We start from the raw sequence: 22,149 nt of genomic DNA, 5'->3' as shown, positions 1-22,149 counted from the left end.
GCGTGTCTTTGTCAGATGCTCAGATTGAAGGTATTGCCAGGCTTACCTTCGGAGAACCTTATACTATGAAGCAGCTAGCCTCTCTCATCCATGCTTCTTATAGAGAGGTATATGATTTTTTCAGGACCAAGCGAGCGAAAGAACTCTTTATTATCTGCCGTCCATGGGTTGAAGTCCTCGAGGAAGCAGACCCAAAGTTAAGCCAGGGAAAACGAACTTTCTATAAAAAATGGGTCCAGAATCCTGATATTCTGGTGAGACTTTCGCCAAAAGGCTTTGACTTGATTACTGCCGGGGCAAATCTCAAACTAAGGATTTGCTCGGGTTCGGAGCCAAAAAACCGTCAACAGAAAAGACAGCTTGCTTTGAAAGCCGAGAAACAAATTTTTCGGAAGCTCAACTATCCTCAACTGGTCCTCGACGCCCTTGAAGCTGGGGAACTGGAACCTTCCGACCTCCCGACCTCCGGGAAGCCAGGCAGCGCAAAATATCTTGCTCTGGTCCCGAACCGGAAAGACAGGATTCTCCAAGAAGAACTTTTCCAGAAAGACTCCGAGTTCCTGGACTCTGGCCAGGACATAGAGGAATTTTCTCCTCTTAACTTTCAGGATCCCGACGAACCGAAAAAGTCCCTTCCTGCAGGCTGGACCCTAGACTCAATGATGGAAAACTACACAGAAACACATACTCCGGCGTTTGGCGCCTTCGGCGCTGAAGGGATCCCGGAAGAAGGAGAACCCACAGACCTTCCTTACTCTCATGACCGCATGCTTGAACTCTTTGACCAGGCAATGTACAAAAAATTCGAACCCTTCAAGCTCGGAAAATGCGGCCCTGAACGCTTTAAAGTCGTGAACAAACTCATAAAAGCCAACATCAAAAACTTCGGCTACACCATAGACATAAAAGACGAAAAAGGTAAGCGTAAGTTCATTCCTAACAACCAGGAACTATTTGACGAGTGCGTCGAAGACTTCCAGGACTACCTGGAACGAACAACAAACGAACGCCTTGTACTCATGCCGAAAAAAGACATCTTTGGCGACCCTCTCTTCAAGCCCAACGCGAACCGCTTCAACAACGAAGAAAAAAGAATAGAAGCCCGGCTGCGCTTTGAAAACATCTTTGGTGATGCCTCCAGGAAGTACAAATCAGCAATCCTGCTAACTCTCACAAGCGGACAATGGCACAGGAACATCTTTGAAGACACAAAAAAATTCCAGGAAAACTTCAACAAATTGATAACCCGCTTGCGAAAAGAAGCCAAAGACCAGAGAATCAACGACCTGGTAAAACGAAACCCTGAATTCCTCCGGGTCAAAATCTCAAAAAACCTGAACAACATGCCAGGCGGTAAAGAGATGGCCGGCTATGAATTTTCAAGCGACATCCTCACACCGCACGCCGAAAAATCCTTAACTTCCTTCCTGGAAGCAACCGAATCTTTCCAGGTCCGAACTCGCACAGCTCGCAGGCATGAAGGCCTACAAGGCCGGAACGAATCAGACGCGGAATACTTCCGACGGATCCGGAGAACTCAAAAAACCCAAAACATCAAAACCTCAGAATTCCGGAAAGCTGCCACCGAATACGTCAAATCCGACAACAACCTGAAACTTCCTTACCTTTGCGTCCGGGAGTTCCAGCGCAATGGAAACGTGCACTATCACATAGTAATATTCGGTATCCGCTGGCTAAAACGAAACGACGAAATAAGTAAAATCTGGCAAGAATACGGCCAGGGAAAAATAACCAAAATCAACAAAATAAGCTGGAATGACACACAAGGTTATATCTGGGCTCCAGGCCAGGCTCCAGAAGATGCAAAAGGCAGACAACCCTTAGAATACCTGAAAAAATATCTTCTCAAAGGCCAATATGCCGAAAAAAACCCAGAAGCAGCCCTTCTCTACTGGGTCTTCAATTCCCGCTTTTTTACCTATTCCAGCTCTCTCCTGAGCGACGAGCACCGCCCCAGGCCCTACATCTCAAAAGGCCTGTACGAATTTGCCGGCGTCATAGGTCTCGAATCAGGTTTCGAACTCGGAGACGCTCGCATCACCATATATTCAGATAGCCCGCTATTAGGATCAGCCGAGGCTATCTGTGGATCTTAATACGTTACAGCGTAACATACAAAAGTTTATATATCTTTAGTTATATATATTTTAAATGTAGATGGTACAAAATTTTGTATTATATACATTTAAAATAAATTAGGAGAATTTATGACAAAACGAACATTTATTAAATGCCAAATAAAGTGTAAAGAACATGGCATTTGGTTTGACTCGCCGATTTACTTCGGCACACAGCAAGCATATAGCAATGCATTCACAAGTGATAACCTTACGACCTGTCCTATAGGTGGGGAAATGGTTCCATGTGATAAAGACAATATGAGGTTTGAATTCCGAGACGGCAACGGTAGAGTATTTTATGAAGAGGGCAAAGACACTTTTTAAATACCCTCCTACTTTTTTTACTAAATCACGCTGGGCACAGTGCCGAAAAGTGCCCAGTGTCATACACCTGTGCATTTTTCAATATTTATCTAATTTTTTTCACAAACTCTGCGGCAAAACTCCTGAAAAGACACAAGATTAAACAAAATGAAAAAGTAGGGAAATTTTAACTTCTTGGATTGGCTCTCAGTTCCCCTTTGAATTTACAATATCATTGAACTCATTCTGATAATCAAGACGCGAATCTGACAACTCTTTAATCTTATGCTTCAAATCTGGTAACTTTGAATCAATTTCTGTTCTATTAATTGCATTATCTCTATCTTTACTTAGTTTATCAATTTCTACTCGCAAGTCATCTAAGTTATGTTTCCAAGCAGTAATAAGGCCTTCACAAATAGTAACCTGCTCTTCTAGTGAAGTGATTGTCTTTTCATCTTCTAAGCTCATCGCTTTGATTTTTAAGTTATTCAATTCTGTCATAGTGTTTTCAGCATCTTTCAACTCGCCTTCTGATTTTTGTTTTAGTTGTGATAATGAACTAATTTTTGTGGTACATCTATCAATGTCTTCTATTCCATACAAAAGAGTACATCCGCACATTTTTATTATACCTCTAATAATTTATGAAATTTAGATAAGTAACGTTATTTTATCGACGTATTCTTTTTCACATTGTGACATTATTAATTTAATTTAAATTAAAACTATTTAAAAGATTCTGTTTTAAAATATTATTAACTAAGAACTTCACAGTAGCAAGGTTAGATTTTCTCTATTTAGCCCCATAAACGTTCCATAATGGCACTATATACTCCTGTTGTTGTGTGTCCGTATAATCAACTACATCTTCGTTTAATTTCTCTGGATCCCTGCAGTAAAATTTCTCTGTATCCTTGCAGGCAAAGGACCTTAAGTTCCCTCTAGGAAGCTGCCTGGATCCAGCAGCCCTCCGGACCTCTCCCCTTCCTTCCTCAAAAACGCCTTTTCATTTTTACCGCTGTCGTTTCCTTTTCTCCGGCCACACATCCCGCGTATGTATGTAACTAACTGCATTTTTCTCTAAAAATTAGGCAAAATGCCTAACAAAACTCAAACTTATAAATTCTCACACTTTATTCTCATGTATGTCTTTCCTTGCAAAAATATTCCGAAAAAACAACAAAGCTGAATCCGAACCGAAAAAGCACGGATTCTTCTTCAAAAGCAAGAGCAAAATAATTGCTCTCACTGCAATGATAATGATGCTGATGAACCCAGCCTCAGCAGCTGACGTAAACTGGACTGAAATCACAGACGTAATAGACGGCTTCTGTGGAATCCTCCCAAGCTTCGGAGCAATGGTCAGCGCAATAATGCCCATACTCTTGGTCATATCCATATATGTCTTCATAATGAAGTTCTGGGACAAAATCCTCTCAGCCATCGACGGCGCCTTTTCTCACCTTGGCAGATAAAGGAGGGCATCCCCAAATGCCTCGTACTCTCCTTTACTCCCTTTCTCTTTTTTTTCTCTGTTCAATGCTCTGCCCCTGCGCAGCCGCCGCAAATGTCAGCGTCTCCTTCTCTGACATAAACCTCGTCCACTCTCAAGAATTCGACCTCTACCAAATCGACACAACCGGACAAATCACCCACCTAGGAACCTACAACACAACAGACACCATACTCGAACTCAACGACTCCTACTCCTATCAGGCCGTCCTCAAACCATCCAAATGGTCCTGGCTCGATGACCCATTCACAGCCATAGAAGGCAGCCTACGAACTGCGCCAACTCTCCTAAGTTTCTTCCTAATCTGCATAGTGATCCTGCTACCTGCAGCCCTACTAGTAAGGAGGCGCTAAACGTGAGATCCATCTTCAAAATACTACTCTATCTAACATTCCTACTTCTTACGGTAGGACCGGCTGCAGCATGGGACATAAGTTTTGAAGGCCACCCAAATGCCCTCGACGCTTCTGTTCTATCCTCCCCGACTCCGCTCACAGTTCCGCCAAGGGTGATCGCCCTTCCGGATACAAGCCATGTATATGCAATATATCCAAACGAGCAGTCGGAAACAATCATTACCACCATCTCAGCGTCATACGAAGGATATCTTGGTTTTTCCTATCTCCTCCCTTCAAGCGAATCTTATATGGGGATTCTGCGACTCAAAATGTATGATGCCGGAGACAACGAAGTATTGTCCACTTCCTGGCTGAACACGAACTCGACAGCCTTCAAGCGCTTCGAATTCATCGAAACTCCCTCTGGATTGGGGGTAGATCTCTACCAAAATGGTATGTTGCAAGGCTCGTCATCTTACATCACGCCTCCTGAAGGAGGAATTTCAAAAATAGAAATATACACCCAGACAACTTCACGCGGAGCGAGATATCTCGATGATATTACTACCAGTTCCAGCGCCGCGATAATAGGGTGCGATGCTACAGTATCTATCCTTGAAACATCTCAATCTTTCACGGTGGGGGTGCCTTCTGCTACGGGCGGGAACTATTGGTTCGCACGGCTGTACAACTCAAGCGGGTCCAATGTCTGGCAAGAATCTCTTACCTCCGCAGTACATACAGTATATGAGATTCCAATGGAGAACCTTTCTACAGGGGAATATTATATCCGCCTTTTCTACCATCACGATGGTAGAAACTCCTTCTTTGGAAGCAAACAATTCACAAAAGAAGGAGACCTATCTGATGGATCAATCGAACTGGATAAGTCCGTGTACTCCCCAGGGGACACGATCAAAGTATGGACATACGTACCGGACTTCACTCCGCCTTCATATACTGAATCCGGCTATAAAATTGCATGGCATGTCTATACGGATGCCTATGCAGGGGAGGACGGCGAAGAAACTATAGACGTGCTCTCATATGATCTCACGTCAGAAGAACAATGGGGCACGCTCGTATTGCCGAACGACGCACCTGCAGGAGTTGGAAAAGAAGTTCTCCTCGTCAATCCTGACGGTCAAGATGTAGCTATAGCCACATATGACATCCTCACAGACTACAACCCTACCATCAAATGGTCTCAGGATATATTCGAACTGAACGACACCGCGAAGCTTCTAATCTCGCAGGCTCCGGCAGGCTCAACTATCACCTTCAGAGTCTACAGTCAAAACACATTAATGCAAGAAACAACTCTCGACATATCAAGCTCCACAGGGGCCAAAGCAATCAACCTCGCAGACTACACGACAGGTGACAAACTCCTCGCAATCTTGAAAAATGCAGACGGCTATATATTAGACCAGGATTATGCCACAGTCAGGATAGGTGACTATGTCGTATCAGGCAGGGTATACGATGCTCATACAGGGGCAGCCATTCCAGGTGCAACGGTACATATATACACAGAGGACGCAACGACTGACGAAATCGGCTCGTATTCTCTCGTAGCTCGAGCAGGCAAATGGGCGGTAGAAATTAGCGCAGACGGATATAATACATATTCTGGGCATGTGACTATCCAGGACCTAATTTCTACAAGAAACTTCTATATAGTTCCGATCCTGGACTCGGAAACCTCAGGCCTTTACGGCATTGTAACAAGTTGGGCTACATCAAAACCCCTAGAGGGCGCATTAGTCACAGTTACAAAAGACTCTGTAACATACTCAACAACAACAAACAGCAGAGGATACTATAAAATAGAGAAGGCAGGATTAAACGGAACTTGCACAGTACAAACCTCAAAAACAAATTATGACACATACAGTGGTTATGTCTCAGTCTCCGGAATGACTCTTCTCCAGGTCAAGCTTGTAGCAAACACAAACTATGATGAAGGAACCGGAGGGGGAGAAGAAGACACAAGCAGCCCAAGCAGCTCAAGCAGTTCTTCTTCAAGCACTGACAGGCCAGACAGAGAATCTGCCAAAGAATCCCTAACCTGGCTTGAAGGCATAGCGCCAAGCCTCATAAAACTTGTAGTCGTCGTCTTCATCCTCGCATTACTCGGCTGGAGGTTCTAAACGTGGCCCGAAGGCCGATATTTTTAGTTTTTTTACTTCTCCTCCTCTTAGCTGCGGCTGTATCTCCTGCCTCTGCAGTCGAAGAAATCACAAGAGAAGGAATCAAAACATTCAACATCGAAGCGCCAGAAGGATATTCCCTCTCCGGAATGGAAATATACGACCTTCCAGCAAACTCTAACAATACTTTTCAATTTGACGCCTACGGAAAAACCTATACACTGCAAGCAAATTCAACTAAATCCTGGGGTTGGTGGAACTTTGACCTGGCATTAACATATCCTAACGGAACAGTAGAAACCAAGCGTCTTGAATCCCTTGCACCAGCGGCCTTTGATTGGGATCTACATGTTCAATACTACTTCTTGAACGTCGACTCAGTCTTTGATCTTGACGTATACGCTACCCTGCTTCCTCTCTCAGCATCCTTCGGAACAGCCACAAACTCCGAAATACTTCAATTCTCAAGCGTATCAGGGAACAGTTCAGATCCTTTCGACCTGAAACTCTATGCGACAACACAAGAAGAATTTGAAAAACAAGCTAACTTAGACCTCGGCTTACAGTTCTCAGAAGCAATAGATGAATTCTTCTCTTGGACATGGGACGCGGTCCTTTCCTTTGTTGGTCTCATTCCATACGTAGGGGACGACCTGGTAACTGCAATCTTAATAGCCAGTTACATAATAGACGAGGTATTTTTTTACTTCAATCTGTTTTTTGTGGAGTACATCGAAGTAACCATCTTATCAATGGAATTTTTCATAATGACCTACTCCCTGCACAGGACAAAATCAAAAAGCCCTGTCAAACTAATCAAAAACGTGGTCAATGATCACGCAGCATTCATTGGATGGGTCATAGACAAAGCCAGACTAGCAATAGACCTCTTAACTTCAATCATCCGGACTATTGCCTCAATAGTACAAAGCCTAAAACTAACCTAAGGGGGGTTCACATATTGAGTTTCTTTAGACGCGGAACAAATGTAAAAGTCCTAAAAATCATACCCGGCACATCAACCCTTGAGCTCAAAAGCATGGTCCTTAAAGACAACATGCTTCATGACAGACTCGAAGACAGTAAATACACAGTCTCAGCCCGACCTCTACAGCTTGAAGAAAAACGCAAAAAACTAGACCTCTACGCAGTAGACCAGGAACGCGGTTGTGTAGTAGACCTCGACATAACCCGAGACGAAAGTTCCTACATAACCGAAATAGAAACTCCAACAGGCCGTGTAAAGATGGCCCTAAAAACAAACCCTGCCCTAATGTGCGACATCACACAAGGAGCAATACTCCAGGAAGCCTTCAAAATCAAACCCGAAGCAAGACAACTCATAGCCGCTATATTTTTCGGTCTTCTCTTCGGTTTCGTCTTTGGTCTAATGTTCTAAGATAGCACTATTTTCCAAATAAGGAGGTCCAGCATGGCTAACACATGTGTAGAACGAATGTATCAATCTGATTGTTATCTTTTCAGCAAATATGCAGAAGAGCTTATAGTTACTTGCTGTGAAGACTGCCCCTTTTCAATTCCGGTAAGTCATTGCAATATATGCACAGACTACCACGCTTGTACTCATCCTATGAATTCAGGAGTTCAATATCCAGGAACCTTCTGTCCTGAAGACTGTCCCTTGAAGTCAAAACCTTTTGATGCTCGAAATATTCTCGTGTACAAAACCTGGATACTAAAAACGAAGAACAGGATTCCATTTGAGATTTTCCAGACTCAAAAACTCAGGATGCAGAAAGAACTAAGCTTTCACGCCTTAAATCCCAATATTAAGATGCTATAATGGAGGTCAGCATGGCTAACGAACTCAAGTATTGGACACGAAAAAGGAACCCAAACGAGAAATATTTAGATCAACTCTCAATATTTGGGGCTGAACGTGAAAACATATCAAAACTTCCGAGAAAACTTATAAGGGGGTATTAAAGAGCATGGCTAACGAAATAGCAGACAAACTCAGAGAAAAAGAAAACAGCGGGAAGGTCTCCGACAACTCGGACATTGCCCTCAAAAGATCCACTGTACAGGCCCTAATCAACCCCACAACAGACGCAATGTATGACCTCAGCCAACAACAAATCACCGCAATGTCTCTCTATGAATCAGTAGACAAATTCGTCATACCCATACCCGGCGTAATCTGCTTCATGAATAGAGCTGCTTCACTCTCAGCCTCAAGAGACCGGCTCGGCAGGCAGGAAGCAGTAAACACAATCATACCCAGGCCTGTAATCCCAACACTCTACCCCCAAATAGACCCTAACCAGCCTCCTAAAAAGTCCTTCTTCTCCTTCCTGAAAAAACGTAACTCTCAACAGTCAGGAGGCAGCCAGGATGCAGAGCGATAAAAAATTCCTTGGTCTACCTTACCTTCTTGCCGAAGCCCTCAGGTCCCAGGTCTATACCATAGACGCAAGCCTCCGGGCTAAGATCTCCCTTGTAGCACTAATATACACAATCACCGCTGCAGTCTCAGAAAAAGAAGGCCTCAAAGAAGAAGACAAAAACTTCCTTGAAGAAATCCACCGAGACATAAGCACAATCCGAGGAACATACGAACCAATCTTAGACGACCCTGAATACATCCAAATCGCAGACGAAAGAAGAAAATCCATAGAAGAAGCCTTGGACATAACAAGACTCCAGCTAATGACCATAATACACAAACATGAACTCATAACCGAATCAATGATCAAAGAAATACAAGGCAGCAGGTGGCAATAATGATACTCTGGACTGTAGACCCATTCGACATACAAAAGCTCTGTCTCCTGGTAGGCATCTTCTCCGCTACACTCGGCTATCTGGCAGGAAAATACTCTCAAAATCAGATACTATCCTTCCTTTCCTCATTCCTACCCAACGAAGAACACGAAGAAAAGGAGGTCTAACCTTGAACAGCTGGGAAGAAAAACTCTTCAAAGAATTCATCCTCTCCCCTGGTCAACACGGCCTAGAAAACGGAAATACAGGATCAGGAAAAACTACCCTCATGTTCTGGCTCGTAGACGGCTTCCTGCAGGCAAGAAACAAGCTTCCAGCCAGCCAGTGGGAAACCTTAGTCTGGTTTGACAGAGGCAAAAGCTCAGAAATCCTGCAGCTCTCCAGAATGGCCCCTGTTAGACTCCTAATCCCTGAATCATGTAATATAGAAATAAACTTCTTCGAAGACGAAAACGGCGAAGAAGTCCAACACTACGAAATAGAAAAAATATACTTCCAGGATCCCAAAGAAGTCTGGAACCTCCTAGACCGTGACCACATAAACGTCCTATGTCTCCAGCGTTTCATACTTCACCCTTCCCTAGTAGCTCCCACCACAGCCAAGCTCTTTGAATCCCTAATCCTAAAAGCAATGAACTACGACCTAAAACCTGCAGGATACACCTACTCACAGCTAAAAGGCAAAAACCCCAGAGTAGCAATCTTTCTAGACGAACTCAACAACATAGCACCCAGCCGAGGACAAGGATTCTCAGGAGACCAGCAAGCAGGCGCAATCCTCCAGCACAACGCCGAACAGCTAAGAAGTCAAAACGTCCGACTCGTCGCATCTTCCCACGGCTGGCGCAAACTTCGCCCAGGGATAAGGTCCTCCTTCCAGTTCCTAATCTCCCTCAGAGGCGCAAACTACCCCAGCAGCGAACAGCCTAAACTATACCGCTTCAATCGCCTCTTTGAAAAGCTCGAACCCGGACAAGCAATAATCTCCTTCCCTTCCAAAACCTTCACCGACAAAATAAGAATCCCCTGGTATGGAAAAGGTGAAGATCTCGGTTACATCCGGTACATAGGCCACCTGGAACCCGAACATAAACCCAGAACCCAGAAATCAAGCATAGGCCTCGAAGACCTTGTAACCGCCCTAAAAGCCGTAGTCTCCCAATAACCAACACTTTAACACCATACGTTTTTTATACTATCCCTAATCTATTTTTTAAGGGGGTTCAGTATGGAACGCTGTTCTATCGTCGTCGCTCGTAACCTGGGCTTGGGAAAAAAGGACCGGGTACAAATCCGGCCATCCTTAGAAAACTTCCTTAAACAAACAATCGACATGTACGGTCTTGATCTAAGCAATACAATTAACGTAGCAGTAGAAAAATATCTCAGAGAAAAAAACTACCTCACACCTGAAACACTTGAAACACTCGATAGCTGTTCATCAATCGAAAAACACATTTTCGAAAACGGTATAAACTCCACCGCCCTAGAACTCAACGAAAAAACAATGTACGAGCTAGTTTCTAAACTAACTCCAATCTAAACAATTCTTACCTCACTCCTCTTTTTTTCAGCTTCCCTATCCTCAGGAGCAAAAACTATATTTTTTATAAATAATGTACAACTTTTACACTCAGCTGTACAGGCTTAAAACACTAATAAAAACATTATACAACTTTTTAGCATGTATCAACACAACATACTTTTAGACTGTGGTGTTCAGGACCTCCCCGAAACAAGCCTCCTTTCTAATTTCCTGCTAGACTGCCAGGTTCGGAACTTCTCCCCACGAACTATACAGTCCTACAAAAGTTGCTTGAGATACTTCCTATCCAGGCACTCTATAGAAATCTCTCCAGAAGTCCTGAAATCTTTTCTCGTTCACATTCGGGATGAAAAAAACTTCGCTCCTTCTACAGTAGAAAACTACTTCGCTGCACTCTCATCTTTTTTTGATTACCTCGAATATGAAGGAGTACAAAAAAATATAGTCCCTCAATTCAGGAAGCGATACTTAAGGTACTACAAAGAACAACGTCATGAAGAAAGACAGCTTATCAGTCTGGAACAGATGCGGGCCTTAATAGATTCGACTGAATGGATCGGCTTTAAAGCAATGTTCATTTTCTTTGCCAAGACAGGAATAAGAAGGCAGGAGCTAATAGACCTTGATCTCCAGGACCTCTATCTCTCAAAAAACTATGCAATCTTAAAGCCACATGCAAAGAGATCTAACCGTATAGTGTTCTTTGATAACGAATGTTCTCAGGTCCTCCAAGAATGGATTACATGGAGACAGAATAAAAGACCGAAGGTCCACTCTAAGGCTCTCTTTCTCGGTGTCAAAGGTGACCGGATCAACCGGGACACAGTATACGACGCTACAACACAACACGCAGAGCGTCTAGGCTTCCACAATCCCCAGGGAAAACTCAACGAAAAATTCACGCCTCACTGCTTCCGGCATTTCTTCACTACCTGGATGCGTCGCTCCGGCTGTCCAAGGTCCATAATCCAGGAACTCCGGGGAGATTCCAGGAAGGAAGCTATAGACATCTATGACCACATAACCCAAGCTGAATTAAAAGAAAGCTATCTAAAATATGTTCCACAGCTTTTTATTCACTACTAAGAAAATTTATATAGTCTTAAACTTTACACTTTTTTAAAAAGAAAATTAAAAGAGCGGTGGTGTTAGTGAACTTACTTCATTCTGTAGTCAATGGAATACAGAAAGTATCCAAAAATCTAGATGACCAGAAAGAACTTCGAAATAAAAAGACAAGAGTTCTTAAAAGACTCTCTTTAAAACAGCTTCAATACATGGCCAAGAACTACAACATAACTATTAAACCTGGACGTTTTTCCGATATAATAGAAAATAAAAGGCCTACAATTACCGATCACATAGTATGTATAAGAAGCAACTTAAGCTACGAAGAGATCCTGGACTATGCAAAAAAGAGAAACATAGATGTAAGCGACATCCTCCAGGAAGAAAAAGAAAAAAAGCTCACAATGGTAAAAGACACCTCTTCCGCAACTAACATTAATGAAAATCTGGAAGGAGACCAGGAAGGGGAAGTCTCAATCTTATACTCAAACATTAAACAGAAAATACAAGCTTTCAGTCTGGATTTTGCCATAAACTCCGAAGATGAATTCGAGAAACACTTATTCCAATATTTAAAATATCAATTCCCAAATTTTGAAATCCAAAGACAAGTTCCTTGTGGTGATGGTGACAAAGTAGACATAGTAATAAGTGCTCCAGATCCAGGTTTCGAGGTAGCAATCGAACTCAAATTAGGAACAAACAAAAATCACTTAAGGAACGCAAGAGCACAAGTAGAAGATTACAGTAAATTCTTTAATTTCACAATGCTCGTAGTTCTTGATATCGGAAACCTCGAACAGACGATATACGAAGACCTAGAAAACAAAATACAGGTGCAAAGAATTGATTTCATCCTTCTTGAAGGGCAATTAACAGAAAGAAAAAGCGTAGAAGTAAGGAAAAAGGAAAGGATAATTAAAGAATTAATAAAGAATTAATCAAATAATTGGTTATGTATTAAATTACCTCTCTTGTCTTTCTATGAGAAAGTGCGGCGACTCACAGCCAAAATATATTCATGCTTAATTAATAAAAAACAGATTTATTTTTAAAAAATGGCTGAGAAGTTAGGCGCTGAGGGGGAGATTCGAACTCCCGTAGCGCAAAGCGCTACCGGTTTTCAAGACCGGCGCCGTAGTCCGCTGGGCTACCTCAGCAGGTTGAAATAATTATTCTTACAGCTTCCCGCAAAGGGAAAGTTACAGGTTACCATGATATTCCGGAAAGCGTATACAACAAACCCAATTATGGTATATAAAATTTGCGAAGAGAAAGAGCTCTTCGCCTCTCTGAGCAATAAAAAACTGAAATCAGACTTCCGGCTCTGAGGATTCCTCGGTTTCTGGTTTAGACTCAGACTCAGGTTCAGCTTCAGTTTCAGCTTCGGGCTCGGCTGGTATCTGAGTTTCGGATTCGGCTGTAAGCTTTTCAATGAACTGGACTTCCTTAAGGCCAGCATACTTAAAAAGTTCGGATGCAACCCTGTCCTTTGCCATGAGCCAGCGCTGGTTGAAAGTCAGACCTGTGGGGGTATAAATCTTTGCAACGCCATCAATAGCCTCTACTTCCATATCCCTGAGGCCGGTATAGAGGGCAAGCAGGCCCTGAATTTTCTCAACTTCAGTCTCAAGAACATTTTCAATAGTATACTCATAGGTAACGGTCTTGCCTGCAAGGGGGCTATTAAAGTCTACAGTGACCCTGCGGCCTATAACCCTGCTGACAACTCCTCTTCTGCCATCTACTTCAACAGGAAGACCAGGATGAACATTTCGGTCTTTCAGTTTCGTGATAGAAATCGTTTCCACAAGTTTGGGATTGCTCAGGCCAAAAGCCTTTTCCGGTGGGATTACAATGCTTCCGTTGTAACCGACTTCCTTTCCCTCGAGATCTTCATCAAGGCCCTCAATTGTATGACCTGCCCCGACAATAACAACGTCTCCGCCGTAAAGTCCGCGCGGATTAAAAATGTCCTCCTTTTTTGCAAGTTCTTCGTCTGTTGTGTCGAAAATCCTGCCGTCTTCGAACTTACCTGTGTAGTTCAACTTTATGAAATCGCCTTTCTGGATTGCCATAATTTTCAACTCTTTTTTTAAATAAACTAAATTGATAAGCAAGAAAATTATTCATTGTCAGCCAATTCAGCGTAAATGTGTTTCACGCTATAGAACTCTGCCTTTAATAAGCTTTTTGGGAATCCGCAAGGTTACTGTCGATTTTACGGATACTTATAAAAAATTTTAGTTTTAGAAAAAATTTATCGAAATCAATATCAATCGACCTTGAAATATACTATTAGCAAACAACTGGCTTGAAAATAAGCAGGTAAAATTATTTTACTTCATACTTATGGTGATCACCAGCTTTTGCAGAAAGAGGGCATTCCTGTAAATTACCCGGACAAAAGCAGAGGTTCCGGCAGGAAATTTCTATCTCAATACTTTGAGAATTTTATGGATTTCTAAATTTAATAACTTTCTCATATTTCATATGTCTTTCGATTACTATTTATGCAACGAGATTACAATCAAATATTAGGGTATAATTCTGGGAATCGCGGTGGGGAATCTGGGGTCTACTATTAGTTTTTTCCGCTAAGTGTCCTGTTAAGTTTTATACTATATGTGTGGAATAAGTACTTAATAGAAAATTTTTGTTTTCGGGAGGGGTATATGGAAAGGAAGCTTATGAGAATAGGGGTTTCCATACCAGGGGAACTTCTGGACAAATTTGATAAAACTCTTGTGAAGAGAGGATATTCCTCTCGATCCGAAGGAATAAGGGATGCCATAAGGACATATAACCAGCATTATGAATGGATGCAGCAGATCAAGGGCAAAAGAGCTGCAACGATTTCTATAGTATATGATTGCTCAAAAAAAGGGGTATCGAGCACCCTGGCAAGTATTCAGCACGAATACCTGGATCTGATAAATTCCTCAGTGCACTTCCATATTGAGCCAAATTTGTGTTTTGAGGTAATAATTCTGCAGGGAGAAGGGGAGAAAATAATAGAGCTGACTGAAAAAATTCTGAGTTTAAAGGGAGTCAAGCACTCCAGGTTAACAACTGTTCCAGAAGAGAAGATTGAAAAGTGAATATAAAAGGGAACTTAAAAGCTTTCTGATCCTGGAAAATAGTTTAAAATTTACTTATTCTAAAATTCAGGTATTAAATTCCACTTCAAAAGCTGTGAGTATTCCTGGAGACATGGAATCGGAAACCACTCGTATTATTTGTTAAGAAGCGGAAAACTCAATTTATCGGATACAGAATCTAAGGAATTATTGGGGTAAACTTGCAAATTATTATACTCGCTTAAAAGTGATTTTTATGGGCCTAACAAAAATTCAGGTTACATTAAACGTATATGTAACGAGTTTCGAGAGATTGATGAAGGATATAATAACTAATCTATTTATAAGAAAATGGGTACAGATCGAGAAAAAAAACGTTGTATCCGTAGAAGATTCCATGCTTCCTGAAATTATCAGAATTCAGGCTGAAGGTTTTGGAACTAAAAGCCGGAATGGTGTTAGACGATATTCGAAAAGAATGAAAAAGATCTTTTATGTGACAAAAAGCTATGATCAGGTTGTGGGTTACTGCATATATTATTTGAAGCCTGTTCTGTCTCTAAAAGGTTTTATGAAAAAATCCGTAATTTATTCAATTTCAATAGATAAGAATTTTAGAAGAAAACATTATGGAGAGAATTTATTAAGAGAAAGCATTAAAGAAATGAGGTTAAATGGAATATCTTCGATTTTCTTATATGTAAATGCGAAAAACCTTCCTGCCATAAGGTTGTATGAAAAAATGGGCTTCAGGAAAATTAAAGAAATAAAAGACATATGTGGCTTGAAAGAGACGTGTTATGAAATGGAATTAAGAATTCTTTAATTCTCAGGACTGTCTATACTTCCTTAAACTTAATTCCTTAAACTTAATTCCTTAAACTCTATAATTCCTAAATATTCTTCTCAAACTTTTTGATACAAGCCCTTATGAACAAAGGTTTTTACAAAAAAGCTGATTTTATTCAAGCATTCCTTTTGTACAATAATAATTTGGGATTTTACCTGGCCTTTTTTCCTCGATGCAATAATTGATAAGTTTTGAGAATAGATATATTTAAATAAAAATCGAATTTTCTAAGGTGCGTATAATTACTTGTCTGTGAGAAATTTCTGTCACCAACCTGTCTGTGAGATATTTCTGTCACCAACCTGGCTGTGGGGAATTTCTGTCACCAAAAAGTCGGAAGTTTTTAATGGTTTGAAACCGTAAACTTTAAAAAAGAGAATTTCACCAACGGCCTTGCCCAAGAGTGATTTTAATGGGTACTATCAAAATTCACACCCGATCAGTTGGGTACTTGATGAATCTTAAGAAACTACTGCAAGATACTACTGGTAATCTACTGGTAAAAAAATGGAAGTCAATAGAAAAAGGAGATATTGTTTCTATAGAAGACTACATGCTTCCTGAAGTTCTTAGAATCCAGACCGAAGGATTTAAAAATGGAAGCTCGGAAAAACTTATAAGATATTCGAAGAATTCAAGAAATATATTTTATGTTATGAAGAGTAAGGATGAAATCGTGGGTTACTGCGTCTACTACCTTAAACCTGCAATTTCCCTCAAAGGGTTTGAGAAAAAATCAGTAATATCCTCAATTGCAACTGACAGAAATTTTAGAGGCAGGGGTTTTGCTGAGAGGTTATTAAGGAGCAGTACTGAAGAGATGAAGGTAAACGGAATATCATCCGTTCTCTTATATGTGAATATAAACAATCTTCCTGCGATACATTTATACAAAAAAATAGGCTTTCGGAAAATAAAAAAGGTAAAAAATATCTGCGGCCAGAAAGAAAGCTGTTATGAGATGGAATTAAGGCTTATTTAAAGCGTTTCCTTGTATTGCTTATTTTCGTTTTGATGTATTTCCTATATTACTTATTTTTTGCTATGTTTTCCTACATTACTTATTTTTTGCTATGTTTTCCTATATTACTTATTTTTTGCTATGTTTTCTGTTTCACAGTTTGAAAATATTTTTTCAGATTAATAACTTCATTCAGGATAATAACTTTATCCAGGGTAATAACTTCAGGTCGATTTTATGTTCAAAGATAGATTTAAATAAATCTCGGGCTCTCACTTCAGTGTGCCTGTAATTAATATCCTTATATTTCTTGGCGGGCTCTTACTGCTCGTAAAAGGATCAGACCTCTTCGTATTAACATCATCCCGGATTGCAAGAAGGTTTGGAGTATCCGAATTTGTAATAGGATTGACTCTTGTGTCCGTGGGCACGTCAGTGCCTGAGCTTGCATCCTCTCTGACGGCATCTTTCCAGCAAGCAAGTGGGATAGTTATAGGCAATATACTTGGGTCAAATATTGCTAATATAGGTCTGATTGCAAGTACGGCAGCTCTCCTGACAAATATCAAGACTGAAGAGGTTATGCTGAGAAGGGATGGCTATATAATGTTATTTGCCTCTTTTCTCCTCTTTTTTTTTATGCTCGACTTTAAAATTTCGAGGTTAGAAGCCTTAATTTTTATTTTATTTTATCTTGCCTATCTTTTATTCCTGCTCGATAAAGTGAAAAGACATGAAGAAGAGATATATTTTAAAGATTTTATGATTTATTTTTTCAAATTTGAGTATCTTTTCGATCTGAAATCAAGAATTAAACTCCAGGTTCAGGAACGCGAAAAAAGAAATCAAAACTTTGAAGAAACGAAAAAAAGCACCCAAATAACCGGAAAAAGAACTCAAAAGAAAAACGAAAGCGAATCCGAAATTGAAATGCGAACCAAAAATGAATCAATAACCGAATTGGGAACCAAATCGAAAACGGATCCTGAATATGAAGATATTGATGTCGAAGTTACAGAAGAAAACCTTTACGAAACCAGCCTTTTAATAGAATTTTTCAAGCTTATAGCAAGCGGGGCTGCAATCATAATTGGGGCAAAGTATTTTGTCGAACAGGCAGTCTTCTTTGCTCTGCTGCTGGAAGTTCCAGAGACGCTTATAGGAATAAGCCTTGTTGCGGTTGGGACTTCAGTTCCTGAACTCATGGTAACCATTTCGGCAGCCCGGAGTGATTATGCTGGCATTGCTCTTGGAAATGTCATAGGGTCAAATATTGCAAATATACTTTTGATACTGGGATGCTCAGGACTTGTCCACCCAATCACGGTAACCGGCCTCAGTATTTATTATATAGCGCCTTTTATGCTGATAATGAGCCTCCTGCTCATCTTATTTATACGAACGGGCTGGAGAGTCAAAAAGTTCGAAGGGCTTATCCTGATCCTTCTCTATCTGAGCTTCATGGTTCTGATCCTCTGGCTGGGATAAATACACTCTCTCAAGTAAACCCAGAGAATATAGGAATCAAAAATATAATCAAAGATATTATCAAAAATATAATCAAAGATATTATCAAAAATATAATCAAAGATATTATCAAAAATATAATCAAAGATATTATCAAAAATATAATCAAAGATATTATCAAAAATATTATCAAAGATATTATCAAAAATATAATCAAAGATATTATCAAAAGTATAATCAAAGATATAATCAAAAGTATAATCAAAGATATAATCAAAAATCATGCGTCTTCGGTTAATTGAGAAATCGTGACAAGTTCTCTCCATTTTCACAACATTTGTCAAATATTTCTATAAATTGTGAGGTGAAGCAGAGCATCGATTTCTGTAAACAGGCCAAAATTTAAGGCCGGCTTCTAATGCAAAATCGATAGCTTTCAGGCAAAAAAATTTCTTAACCGATAACCAATGGAATCGACTGTATTCCTTCAGTTACAGAACAGTTTTATATTAGGGAAAATTCGAATCAGAAAAAGTATATCTCATTGAAAACAAAAAATGCAAAATACCAGTTTTAGCTCTGGTTCCATACATGAAATGTAAAAACGACCAGGTGTGGCAAAAACCCGAAAGAGGTCCGGAATGAGCTTTCAATGGAAAAGCGAGGATTCCGATATGACAGAAGAAAAGGTGAGTGAAAAGATGGATAAAGCAAAGCAAAAGGAGTCGCAAACGGCAGAAAAAACCGAAGAACCAGAGGATCTCAGGCAGCTCCTTGCCAAAGCTGGCGAGACTGGCAGTTACGAAGACAAACTCAGGCTGTATGATAAAGCCTTAACTCTGGACCCTTTGTTTCTCGATGCCTGGATCCAGAAAGGTTTCGCCCTGGACAGGATAGGGAAATCAAAGGAAGCTCTTGAATGCTATGACAGAGCTCTTGAAATCGATCCTGAAAATCTGGGGATCAGGTGCCTTATGGGTTTTGCCTATAACAACTTGAATGAATTTGAAAAGTCGATCGCGTCTTATGATGAGGTTTTGAAAGTAAATCCTGACGATGTATTCTCGTTATATCAGAAAGGTTCAGCTCTGGAAAGCCTTGGAAGATATGGGGAAGCTATGAAGTGTTATGATAAAGCGCTTGAGATCGATCCAACTGATGTTCTTATCAGAGAAAAGAAATTGAGGCTCCTGGAAATTATTTATAAAAAAGGAACTTTAGCTGACTCTCCAGACAGCGGCTTCAATTGAATTAAGAATTTTAGAAATCTGATATGAAAAGTGCAGGGCCGGAAATCGGCCTTTATTTTTTGCTCTTGCTATCTTCCTCTTCTATCTCGATCTCTTCAACGACTTCCATCAGTTTTTCCTTAATTTTTACTATAGCGTCAATAGCTTCGCCACCTACCTCAATAGGAGCCCGTTTCTCCAGGTCGGCCTGCATTAACATGGTGTCAAAGGGAATTTCTCCAAGTACCTGGATGCCCATATCTTCAAGTTTATCATTAACTTTTCCTGAGCCTCCTTTATTAATTACGGCAGCAAGGTGTTTTATCCCTATTTCGGAAGACAGTTTTTTTATTCTCTCAGCTGTTTCAAGCGATCTTGCCCCAGGCTCAACTACAATGATCATGAGGTCCATCCCTCTTGTAGTGCCCCTTCCGAGATGTTCGATCCCTGCTTCCATATCAAGGATCACTGCACTCTTTTCCTTGAGCATAAGGTGCCTGAGAAGAGCTCTCAGGAAAGCTGAGGCCGGACACATACATCCACTTCCCCCGCGGTCTACGGTACCCATAACAAGCATTCTGACTCCATCGGGCCCTATAACTCCATATTTACTCGCAATATCATCGACTTTAGGGTTGTAGACGAAAGCTCCACCTGGGGCACCTGCCCTTTCCTGAATTAGGTCTTTGAATTCTGTCAGGGGCTTAGGGGGAGTTTCGACCCCAAGCGAAGATGCCAGGTTCATATCCGGGTCTGCATCTATTGCCAGTACCTCGTATCCATCCCTTGCAAGCAGTCTGGCCAGAGTGCCTGAGAGAGTTGTTTTTCCAACGCCGCCTTTTCCGGTAATTGCTATTTTTATGAGGATTCCCCCTGAACATTAATTTAGATCAACTGTTAATTCAAATTAATTATTAATTCAAATAATTGTTAATTCAAATAATTGTTAATTCAAATAATTGTTAATTCAAATAATTGTTAATTCAGATTAACTATAGTGATTTTCTAAGCAGGGATATGGTCATCAAGCCGTTTATACTTGTTCATTTATACTTGTTCATCTATCCCTGTCTTCATCCCATCATTCCTTAGAGAGTATTGTTTAAAGTCTTTTCGTTTTATAATGATTAAAAAGATATTTAATAATAATTAAAAAGTATTTCAAAAGATTATAACGACCGTAAATATCGGGCACGGAATTAATTACCTTATTCAGTAGGCCTCATTCAGTAGGTAACTCCTTTACCTGAATATGAAATCGAACCCCTGGTTTTCAGCAACCTTTTTTAGGTATTTCTCGATATGGTTTCCTTCCCTTTTTGAAAATCCTGCCTCGCGGGCAAGCCTGTCAAGTACCTTTTGAACTCCTGTCCCATACTGGATTGCTTTCTTTTCTTTCCAGAGAAGTTCCGATGGAAGCAGGCCGTCTGCGGCTTTTCTCAGGATATATTTTCTTATATACAGGCTATCTCTTTTAAGGACTTTGAGTTCAGGGCTGATTGCAAGCCCTGTTTTTATTACCTCCTTATCCAGAAAAGGCACCCTGAGCTCTACAGAGTTGGCCATGGTAACCATGTCGTCCCTTTCAAGGTTTATAGTTGAAATGTTTTTAAGGTCTGTGTAGATCGCTCTGTCAAGTACCTTAGGACCATGCTCTAGGAGGGCCTTGTGCCTGTTATAACCTCCAAAAAGTTCGTCTGCACCCTGACCTGTGAGAAGGACTCGTTTTCCGTCTTCTTTTGCAGTTTTCGCTACAAAATAGAGTGGAAGCCCAATTGCAATTTTCATAGGGTCCGTAGATTCCGTCGAATAGATCACGTTCGGGATTGCAGCCTCAATTTCTTCGGGAGAAAGGGTATGAGTCTTGAGGGAATCACTCATGCCAGCAACTTCAGCCGCACGCTGAGCCTGGACAAGGTCATGGGAATCAGGAAGCCCGACAGCATAAAGGGAAATTGAGGGATCAATGTTTTTTGCAAGGGCAGCTAAAAAGGTACTGTCAATTCCTCCTGAAAACGCAATTCCTGAAGTTTTTGTAAGCCTTATCTCTACAGCTTTTTCAAGAGCCGCCTTTAGGCGGGAAGAGGCTTCGTGTTCTTCTGAGATTCTTTCTTGCGGAGGATCAATTGTAAGGGATTTTTCTTCAAGCCTTCCATTTCTGATATCGAAAGCCATAACTCTGCCAGGCGGAAAAGATTTTATCTGGTCCTTTTGGCTGGAAAAAGCTTTTTTTTCGGAGGCAAAAGCGAGTTTAGGTTTTTTTCCTTCCTTTTCCAGGGAATAAAACAGAGGTTTGACTCCTACAGGGTCTCTAGCGAGTACAAGTTTGTTACCCAGGACATAGGCCAGAGCGTAATCTCCATTTACTCTGGAAAGTACAGAAAAAATCGCATTTGTAGGCGTTTCTCCTTCCTTTATCTTTGTTTCTATGAGAGCAAAAAGTACTTCAGTGTCTGAATTGGTTTTTATACCCTGTTCGGCTGCAAGTTCCCTGAAATTGAAAATTTCTCCATTGAGTACCAGAGCTCCTTTTCCAACCAGAGGCTGGAGCATGTCGCCTGTGATTTTAAGCAGAGTATTTCCTATACTCAGTCCTTTGGCCTGATAGGTTCCGCAAGCATCGGGCCCTCTGTGCCCCAGGGCTGCAAGCATTCTTTTTACTTCTTCATTTGTATCAGGAGTTCCTGCTGCTCCTGCTATTCCGCACATGTTTACTCCTTTTTTCGTTATATTCGGTGTATACACGCACTCT

General features: G+C 40.9%; 24 protein-coding genes and 1 tRNA gene. 20 read left to right on the top strand and 5 right to left on the bottom strand.

Annotation, left to right across the window (positions count from 1 at the left end):
* Positions 1 to 2 precede the first annotated feature (2 nt).
* Together MSBRW_RS13410 and MSBRW_RS13405 are read left to right on the top strand one after the other, a co-directional pair.
* A complete protein-coding gene (locus MSBRW_RS13410) occupies positions 3 to 2,117 on the top strand; it encodes a rolling circle replication-associated protein (RefSeq protein WP_011307210.1) in 2,115 nt (704 codons plus the stop codon).
* Between the two features lie 111 nt (positions 2,118 to 2,228).
* The gene (locus MSBRW_RS13405; RefSeq protein ID WP_048102806.1) at positions 2,229 to 2,465 is read left to right on the top strand and encodes a hypothetical protein; all 237 of its coding nucleotides are present in this window, start codon (positions 2,229 to 2,231) and stop codon (positions 2,463 to 2,465) included.
* A gap of 186 nt (positions 2,466 to 2,651) precedes the next feature.
* On the opposite strand, the gene MSBRW_RS13400 is transcribed toward MSBRW_RS13405, so the two are convergent.
* On the bottom strand, positions 2,652 to 3,050 hold the full coding sequence (locus MSBRW_RS13400) for a hypothetical protein (RefSeq protein ID WP_155398290.1): 399 nt from the start codon (positions 3,048 to 3,050) through the stop codon (positions 2,652 to 2,654).
* Between the two features lie 542 nt (positions 3,051 to 3,592).
* Here MSBRW_RS13400 and MSBRW_RS13395 point away from each other — a divergent pair.
* From MSBRW_RS13395 to MSBRW_RS13340, 13 genes are all read left to right on the top strand, one after another.
* Positions 3,593 to 3,922 carry a hypothetical protein gene (locus tag MSBRW_RS13395; RefSeq protein WP_011307211.1) on the top strand — a complete coding sequence of 110 codons (330 nt, stop codon included), beginning with the start codon at positions 3,593 to 3,595 and terminating at the stop codon, positions 3,920 to 3,922.
* Positions 3,923 to 4,315: 393 nt separating this feature from the next.
* Entirely contained in the window at positions 4,316 to 6,451 is a 2,136-nt protein-coding gene (locus tag MSBRW_RS13385; RefSeq protein WP_011307212.1) for a carboxypeptidase-like regulatory domain-containing protein, read from the top strand.
* Positions 6,452 to 6,453: 2 nt separating this feature from the next.
* Complete coding sequence (locus MSBRW_RS13380; protein ID WP_011307213.1) at positions 6,454 to 7,398, top strand: hypothetical protein; 945 nt, start codon at positions 6,454 to 6,456, stop codon at positions 7,396 to 7,398.
* A 14-nt stretch (positions 7,399 to 7,412) separates the two neighbouring features.
* Positions 7,413 to 7,850, top strand: coding sequence for a hypothetical protein (locus MSBRW_RS13375; RefSeq protein WP_011307214.1), 438 nt, complete (start codon positions 7,413 to 7,415; stop codon positions 7,848 to 7,850).
* A gap of 33 nt (positions 7,851 to 7,883) precedes the next feature.
* Positions 7,884 to 8,255: a hypothetical protein gene (locus MSBRW_RS13370; RefSeq protein WP_048102809.1), complete on the top strand. Its 372-nt coding sequence runs from the start codon at positions 7,884 to 7,886 to the stop codon at positions 8,253 to 8,255.
* Between the two features lie 11 nt (positions 8,256 to 8,266).
* On the top strand, positions 8,267 to 8,398 hold the full coding sequence (locus MSBRW_RS23945; protein ID WP_268990263.1) for a hypothetical protein: 132 nt from the start codon (positions 8,267 to 8,269) through the stop codon (positions 8,396 to 8,398).
* A gap of 5 nt (positions 8,399 to 8,403) precedes the next feature.
* On the top strand, positions 8,404 to 8,820 hold the full coding sequence (locus MSBRW_RS13365; RefSeq protein WP_011307215.1) for a hypothetical protein: 417 nt from the start codon (positions 8,404 to 8,406) through the stop codon (positions 8,818 to 8,820).
* A complete protein-coding gene (locus MSBRW_RS13360) occupies positions 8,807 to 9,196 on the top strand; it encodes a hypothetical protein (protein WP_011307216.1) in 390 nt (129 codons plus the stop codon). Before MSBRW_RS13365 ends, MSBRW_RS13360 begins: the two co-directional genes overlap by 14 nt.
* Positions 9,196 to 9,363 carry a hypothetical protein gene (locus tag MSBRW_RS22435; RefSeq protein WP_155398288.1) on the top strand — a complete coding sequence of 56 codons (168 nt, stop codon included), beginning with the start codon at positions 9,196 to 9,198 and terminating at the stop codon, positions 9,361 to 9,363. The genes MSBRW_RS13360 and MSBRW_RS22435 overlap by 1 nt, the downstream gene beginning before the upstream one ends.
* Positions 9,364 to 9,365: 2 nt before the next feature.
* A complete protein-coding gene (locus MSBRW_RS13355; protein WP_011307217.1) occupies positions 9,366 to 10,361 on the top strand; it encodes a hypothetical protein in 996 nt (331 codons plus the stop codon).
* A 63-nt stretch (positions 10,362 to 10,424) separates the two neighbouring features.
* Positions 10,425 to 10,739: a hypothetical protein gene (locus MSBRW_RS13350; protein ID WP_048102810.1), complete on the top strand. Its 315-nt coding sequence runs from the start codon at positions 10,425 to 10,427 to the stop codon at positions 10,737 to 10,739.
* A gap of 141 nt (positions 10,740 to 10,880) precedes the next feature.
* Positions 10,881 to 11,828: a tyrosine-type recombinase/integrase gene (locus tag MSBRW_RS13345; RefSeq protein ID WP_011307218.1), complete on the top strand. Its 948-nt coding sequence runs from the start codon at positions 10,881 to 10,883 to the stop codon at positions 11,826 to 11,828.
* A 65-nt stretch (positions 11,829 to 11,893) separates the two neighbouring features.
* Positions 11,894 to 12,751 carry a hypothetical protein gene (locus MSBRW_RS13340; RefSeq protein ID WP_011307219.1) on the top strand — a complete coding sequence of 286 codons (858 nt, stop codon included), beginning with the start codon at positions 11,894 to 11,896 and terminating at the stop codon, positions 12,749 to 12,751.
* 134 nt (positions 12,752 to 12,885) lie between these two features.
* On the opposite strand, the gene MSBRW_RS13335 is transcribed toward MSBRW_RS13340, so the two are convergent.
* Both MSBRW_RS13335 and MSBRW_RS13330 read right to left on the bottom strand, forming a co-directional pair.
* Positions 12,886 to 12,970, bottom strand: a tRNA-Ser gene (locus MSBRW_RS13335).
* A 153-nt stretch (positions 12,971 to 13,123) separates the two neighbouring features.
* Positions 13,124 to 13,888 carry a peptidylprolyl isomerase gene (locus MSBRW_RS13330; protein WP_011307220.1) on the bottom strand — a complete coding sequence of 255 codons (765 nt, stop codon included), beginning with the start codon at positions 13,886 to 13,888 and terminating at the stop codon, positions 13,124 to 13,126.
* A 597-nt stretch (positions 13,889 to 14,485) separates the two neighbouring features.
* Here MSBRW_RS13330 and nikR point away from each other — a divergent pair.
* The 5 genes from nikR (at position 14,486) to MSBRW_RS13300 (ending at position 19,418) form a co-directional block, all read left to right on the top strand.
* Complete coding sequence (nikR, locus tag MSBRW_RS13325) at positions 14,486 to 14,911, top strand: nickel-responsive transcriptional regulator NikR (protein WP_011307221.1); 426 nt, start codon at positions 14,486 to 14,488, stop codon at positions 14,909 to 14,911.
* 295 nt (positions 14,912 to 15,206) lie between these two features.
* Positions 15,207 to 15,716, top strand: a complete 510-nt coding sequence (locus MSBRW_RS13320; RefSeq protein ID WP_230669762.1) for a GNAT family N-acetyltransferase — start codon at positions 15,207 to 15,209, stop codon at positions 15,714 to 15,716.
* 478 nt (positions 15,717 to 16,194) lie between these two features.
* Positions 16,195 to 16,722: a GNAT family N-acetyltransferase gene (locus tag MSBRW_RS13315; protein WP_230669760.1), complete on the top strand. Its 528-nt coding sequence runs from the start codon at positions 16,195 to 16,197 to the stop codon at positions 16,720 to 16,722.
* Positions 16,723 to 16,983: 261 nt separating this feature from the next.
* On the top strand, positions 16,984 to 18,189 hold the full coding sequence (locus MSBRW_RS13310; RefSeq protein WP_011307224.1) for a calcium/sodium antiporter: 1,206 nt from the start codon (positions 16,984 to 16,986) through the stop codon (positions 18,187 to 18,189).
* A 653-nt stretch (positions 18,190 to 18,842) separates the two neighbouring features.
* Complete coding sequence (locus MSBRW_RS13300; RefSeq protein ID WP_011307226.1) at positions 18,843 to 19,418, top strand: tetratricopeptide repeat protein; 576 nt, start codon at positions 18,843 to 18,845, stop codon at positions 19,416 to 19,418.
* Positions 19,419 to 19,470: 52 nt separating this feature from the next.
* On the opposite strand, the gene MSBRW_RS13295 is transcribed toward MSBRW_RS13300, so the two are convergent.
* Both MSBRW_RS13295 and MSBRW_RS13290 read right to left on the bottom strand, forming a co-directional pair.
* Complete coding sequence (locus tag MSBRW_RS13295) at positions 19,471 to 20,265, bottom strand: ATP-binding protein (protein WP_080565360.1); 795 nt, start codon at positions 20,263 to 20,265, stop codon at positions 19,471 to 19,473.
* A 374-nt stretch (positions 20,266 to 20,639) separates the two neighbouring features.
* Positions 20,640 to 22,142: an asparagine synthetase B family protein gene (locus MSBRW_RS13290; RefSeq protein WP_230669757.1), complete on the bottom strand. Its 1,503-nt coding sequence runs from the start codon at positions 22,140 to 22,142 to the stop codon at positions 20,640 to 20,642.
* Positions 22,143 to 22,149: the final 7 nt, after the last annotated feature.

This window comes from Methanosarcina barkeri str. Wiesmoor (assembly GCF_000969985.1).
Lineage (GTDB): Archaea > Halobacteriota > Methanosarcinia > Methanosarcinales > Methanosarcinaceae > Methanosarcina > Methanosarcina barkeri_B.
The sequence above is the reverse complement of the archived record's forward strand: the minus strand, read 5'-3'. Positions and strand labels throughout refer to the sequence as shown.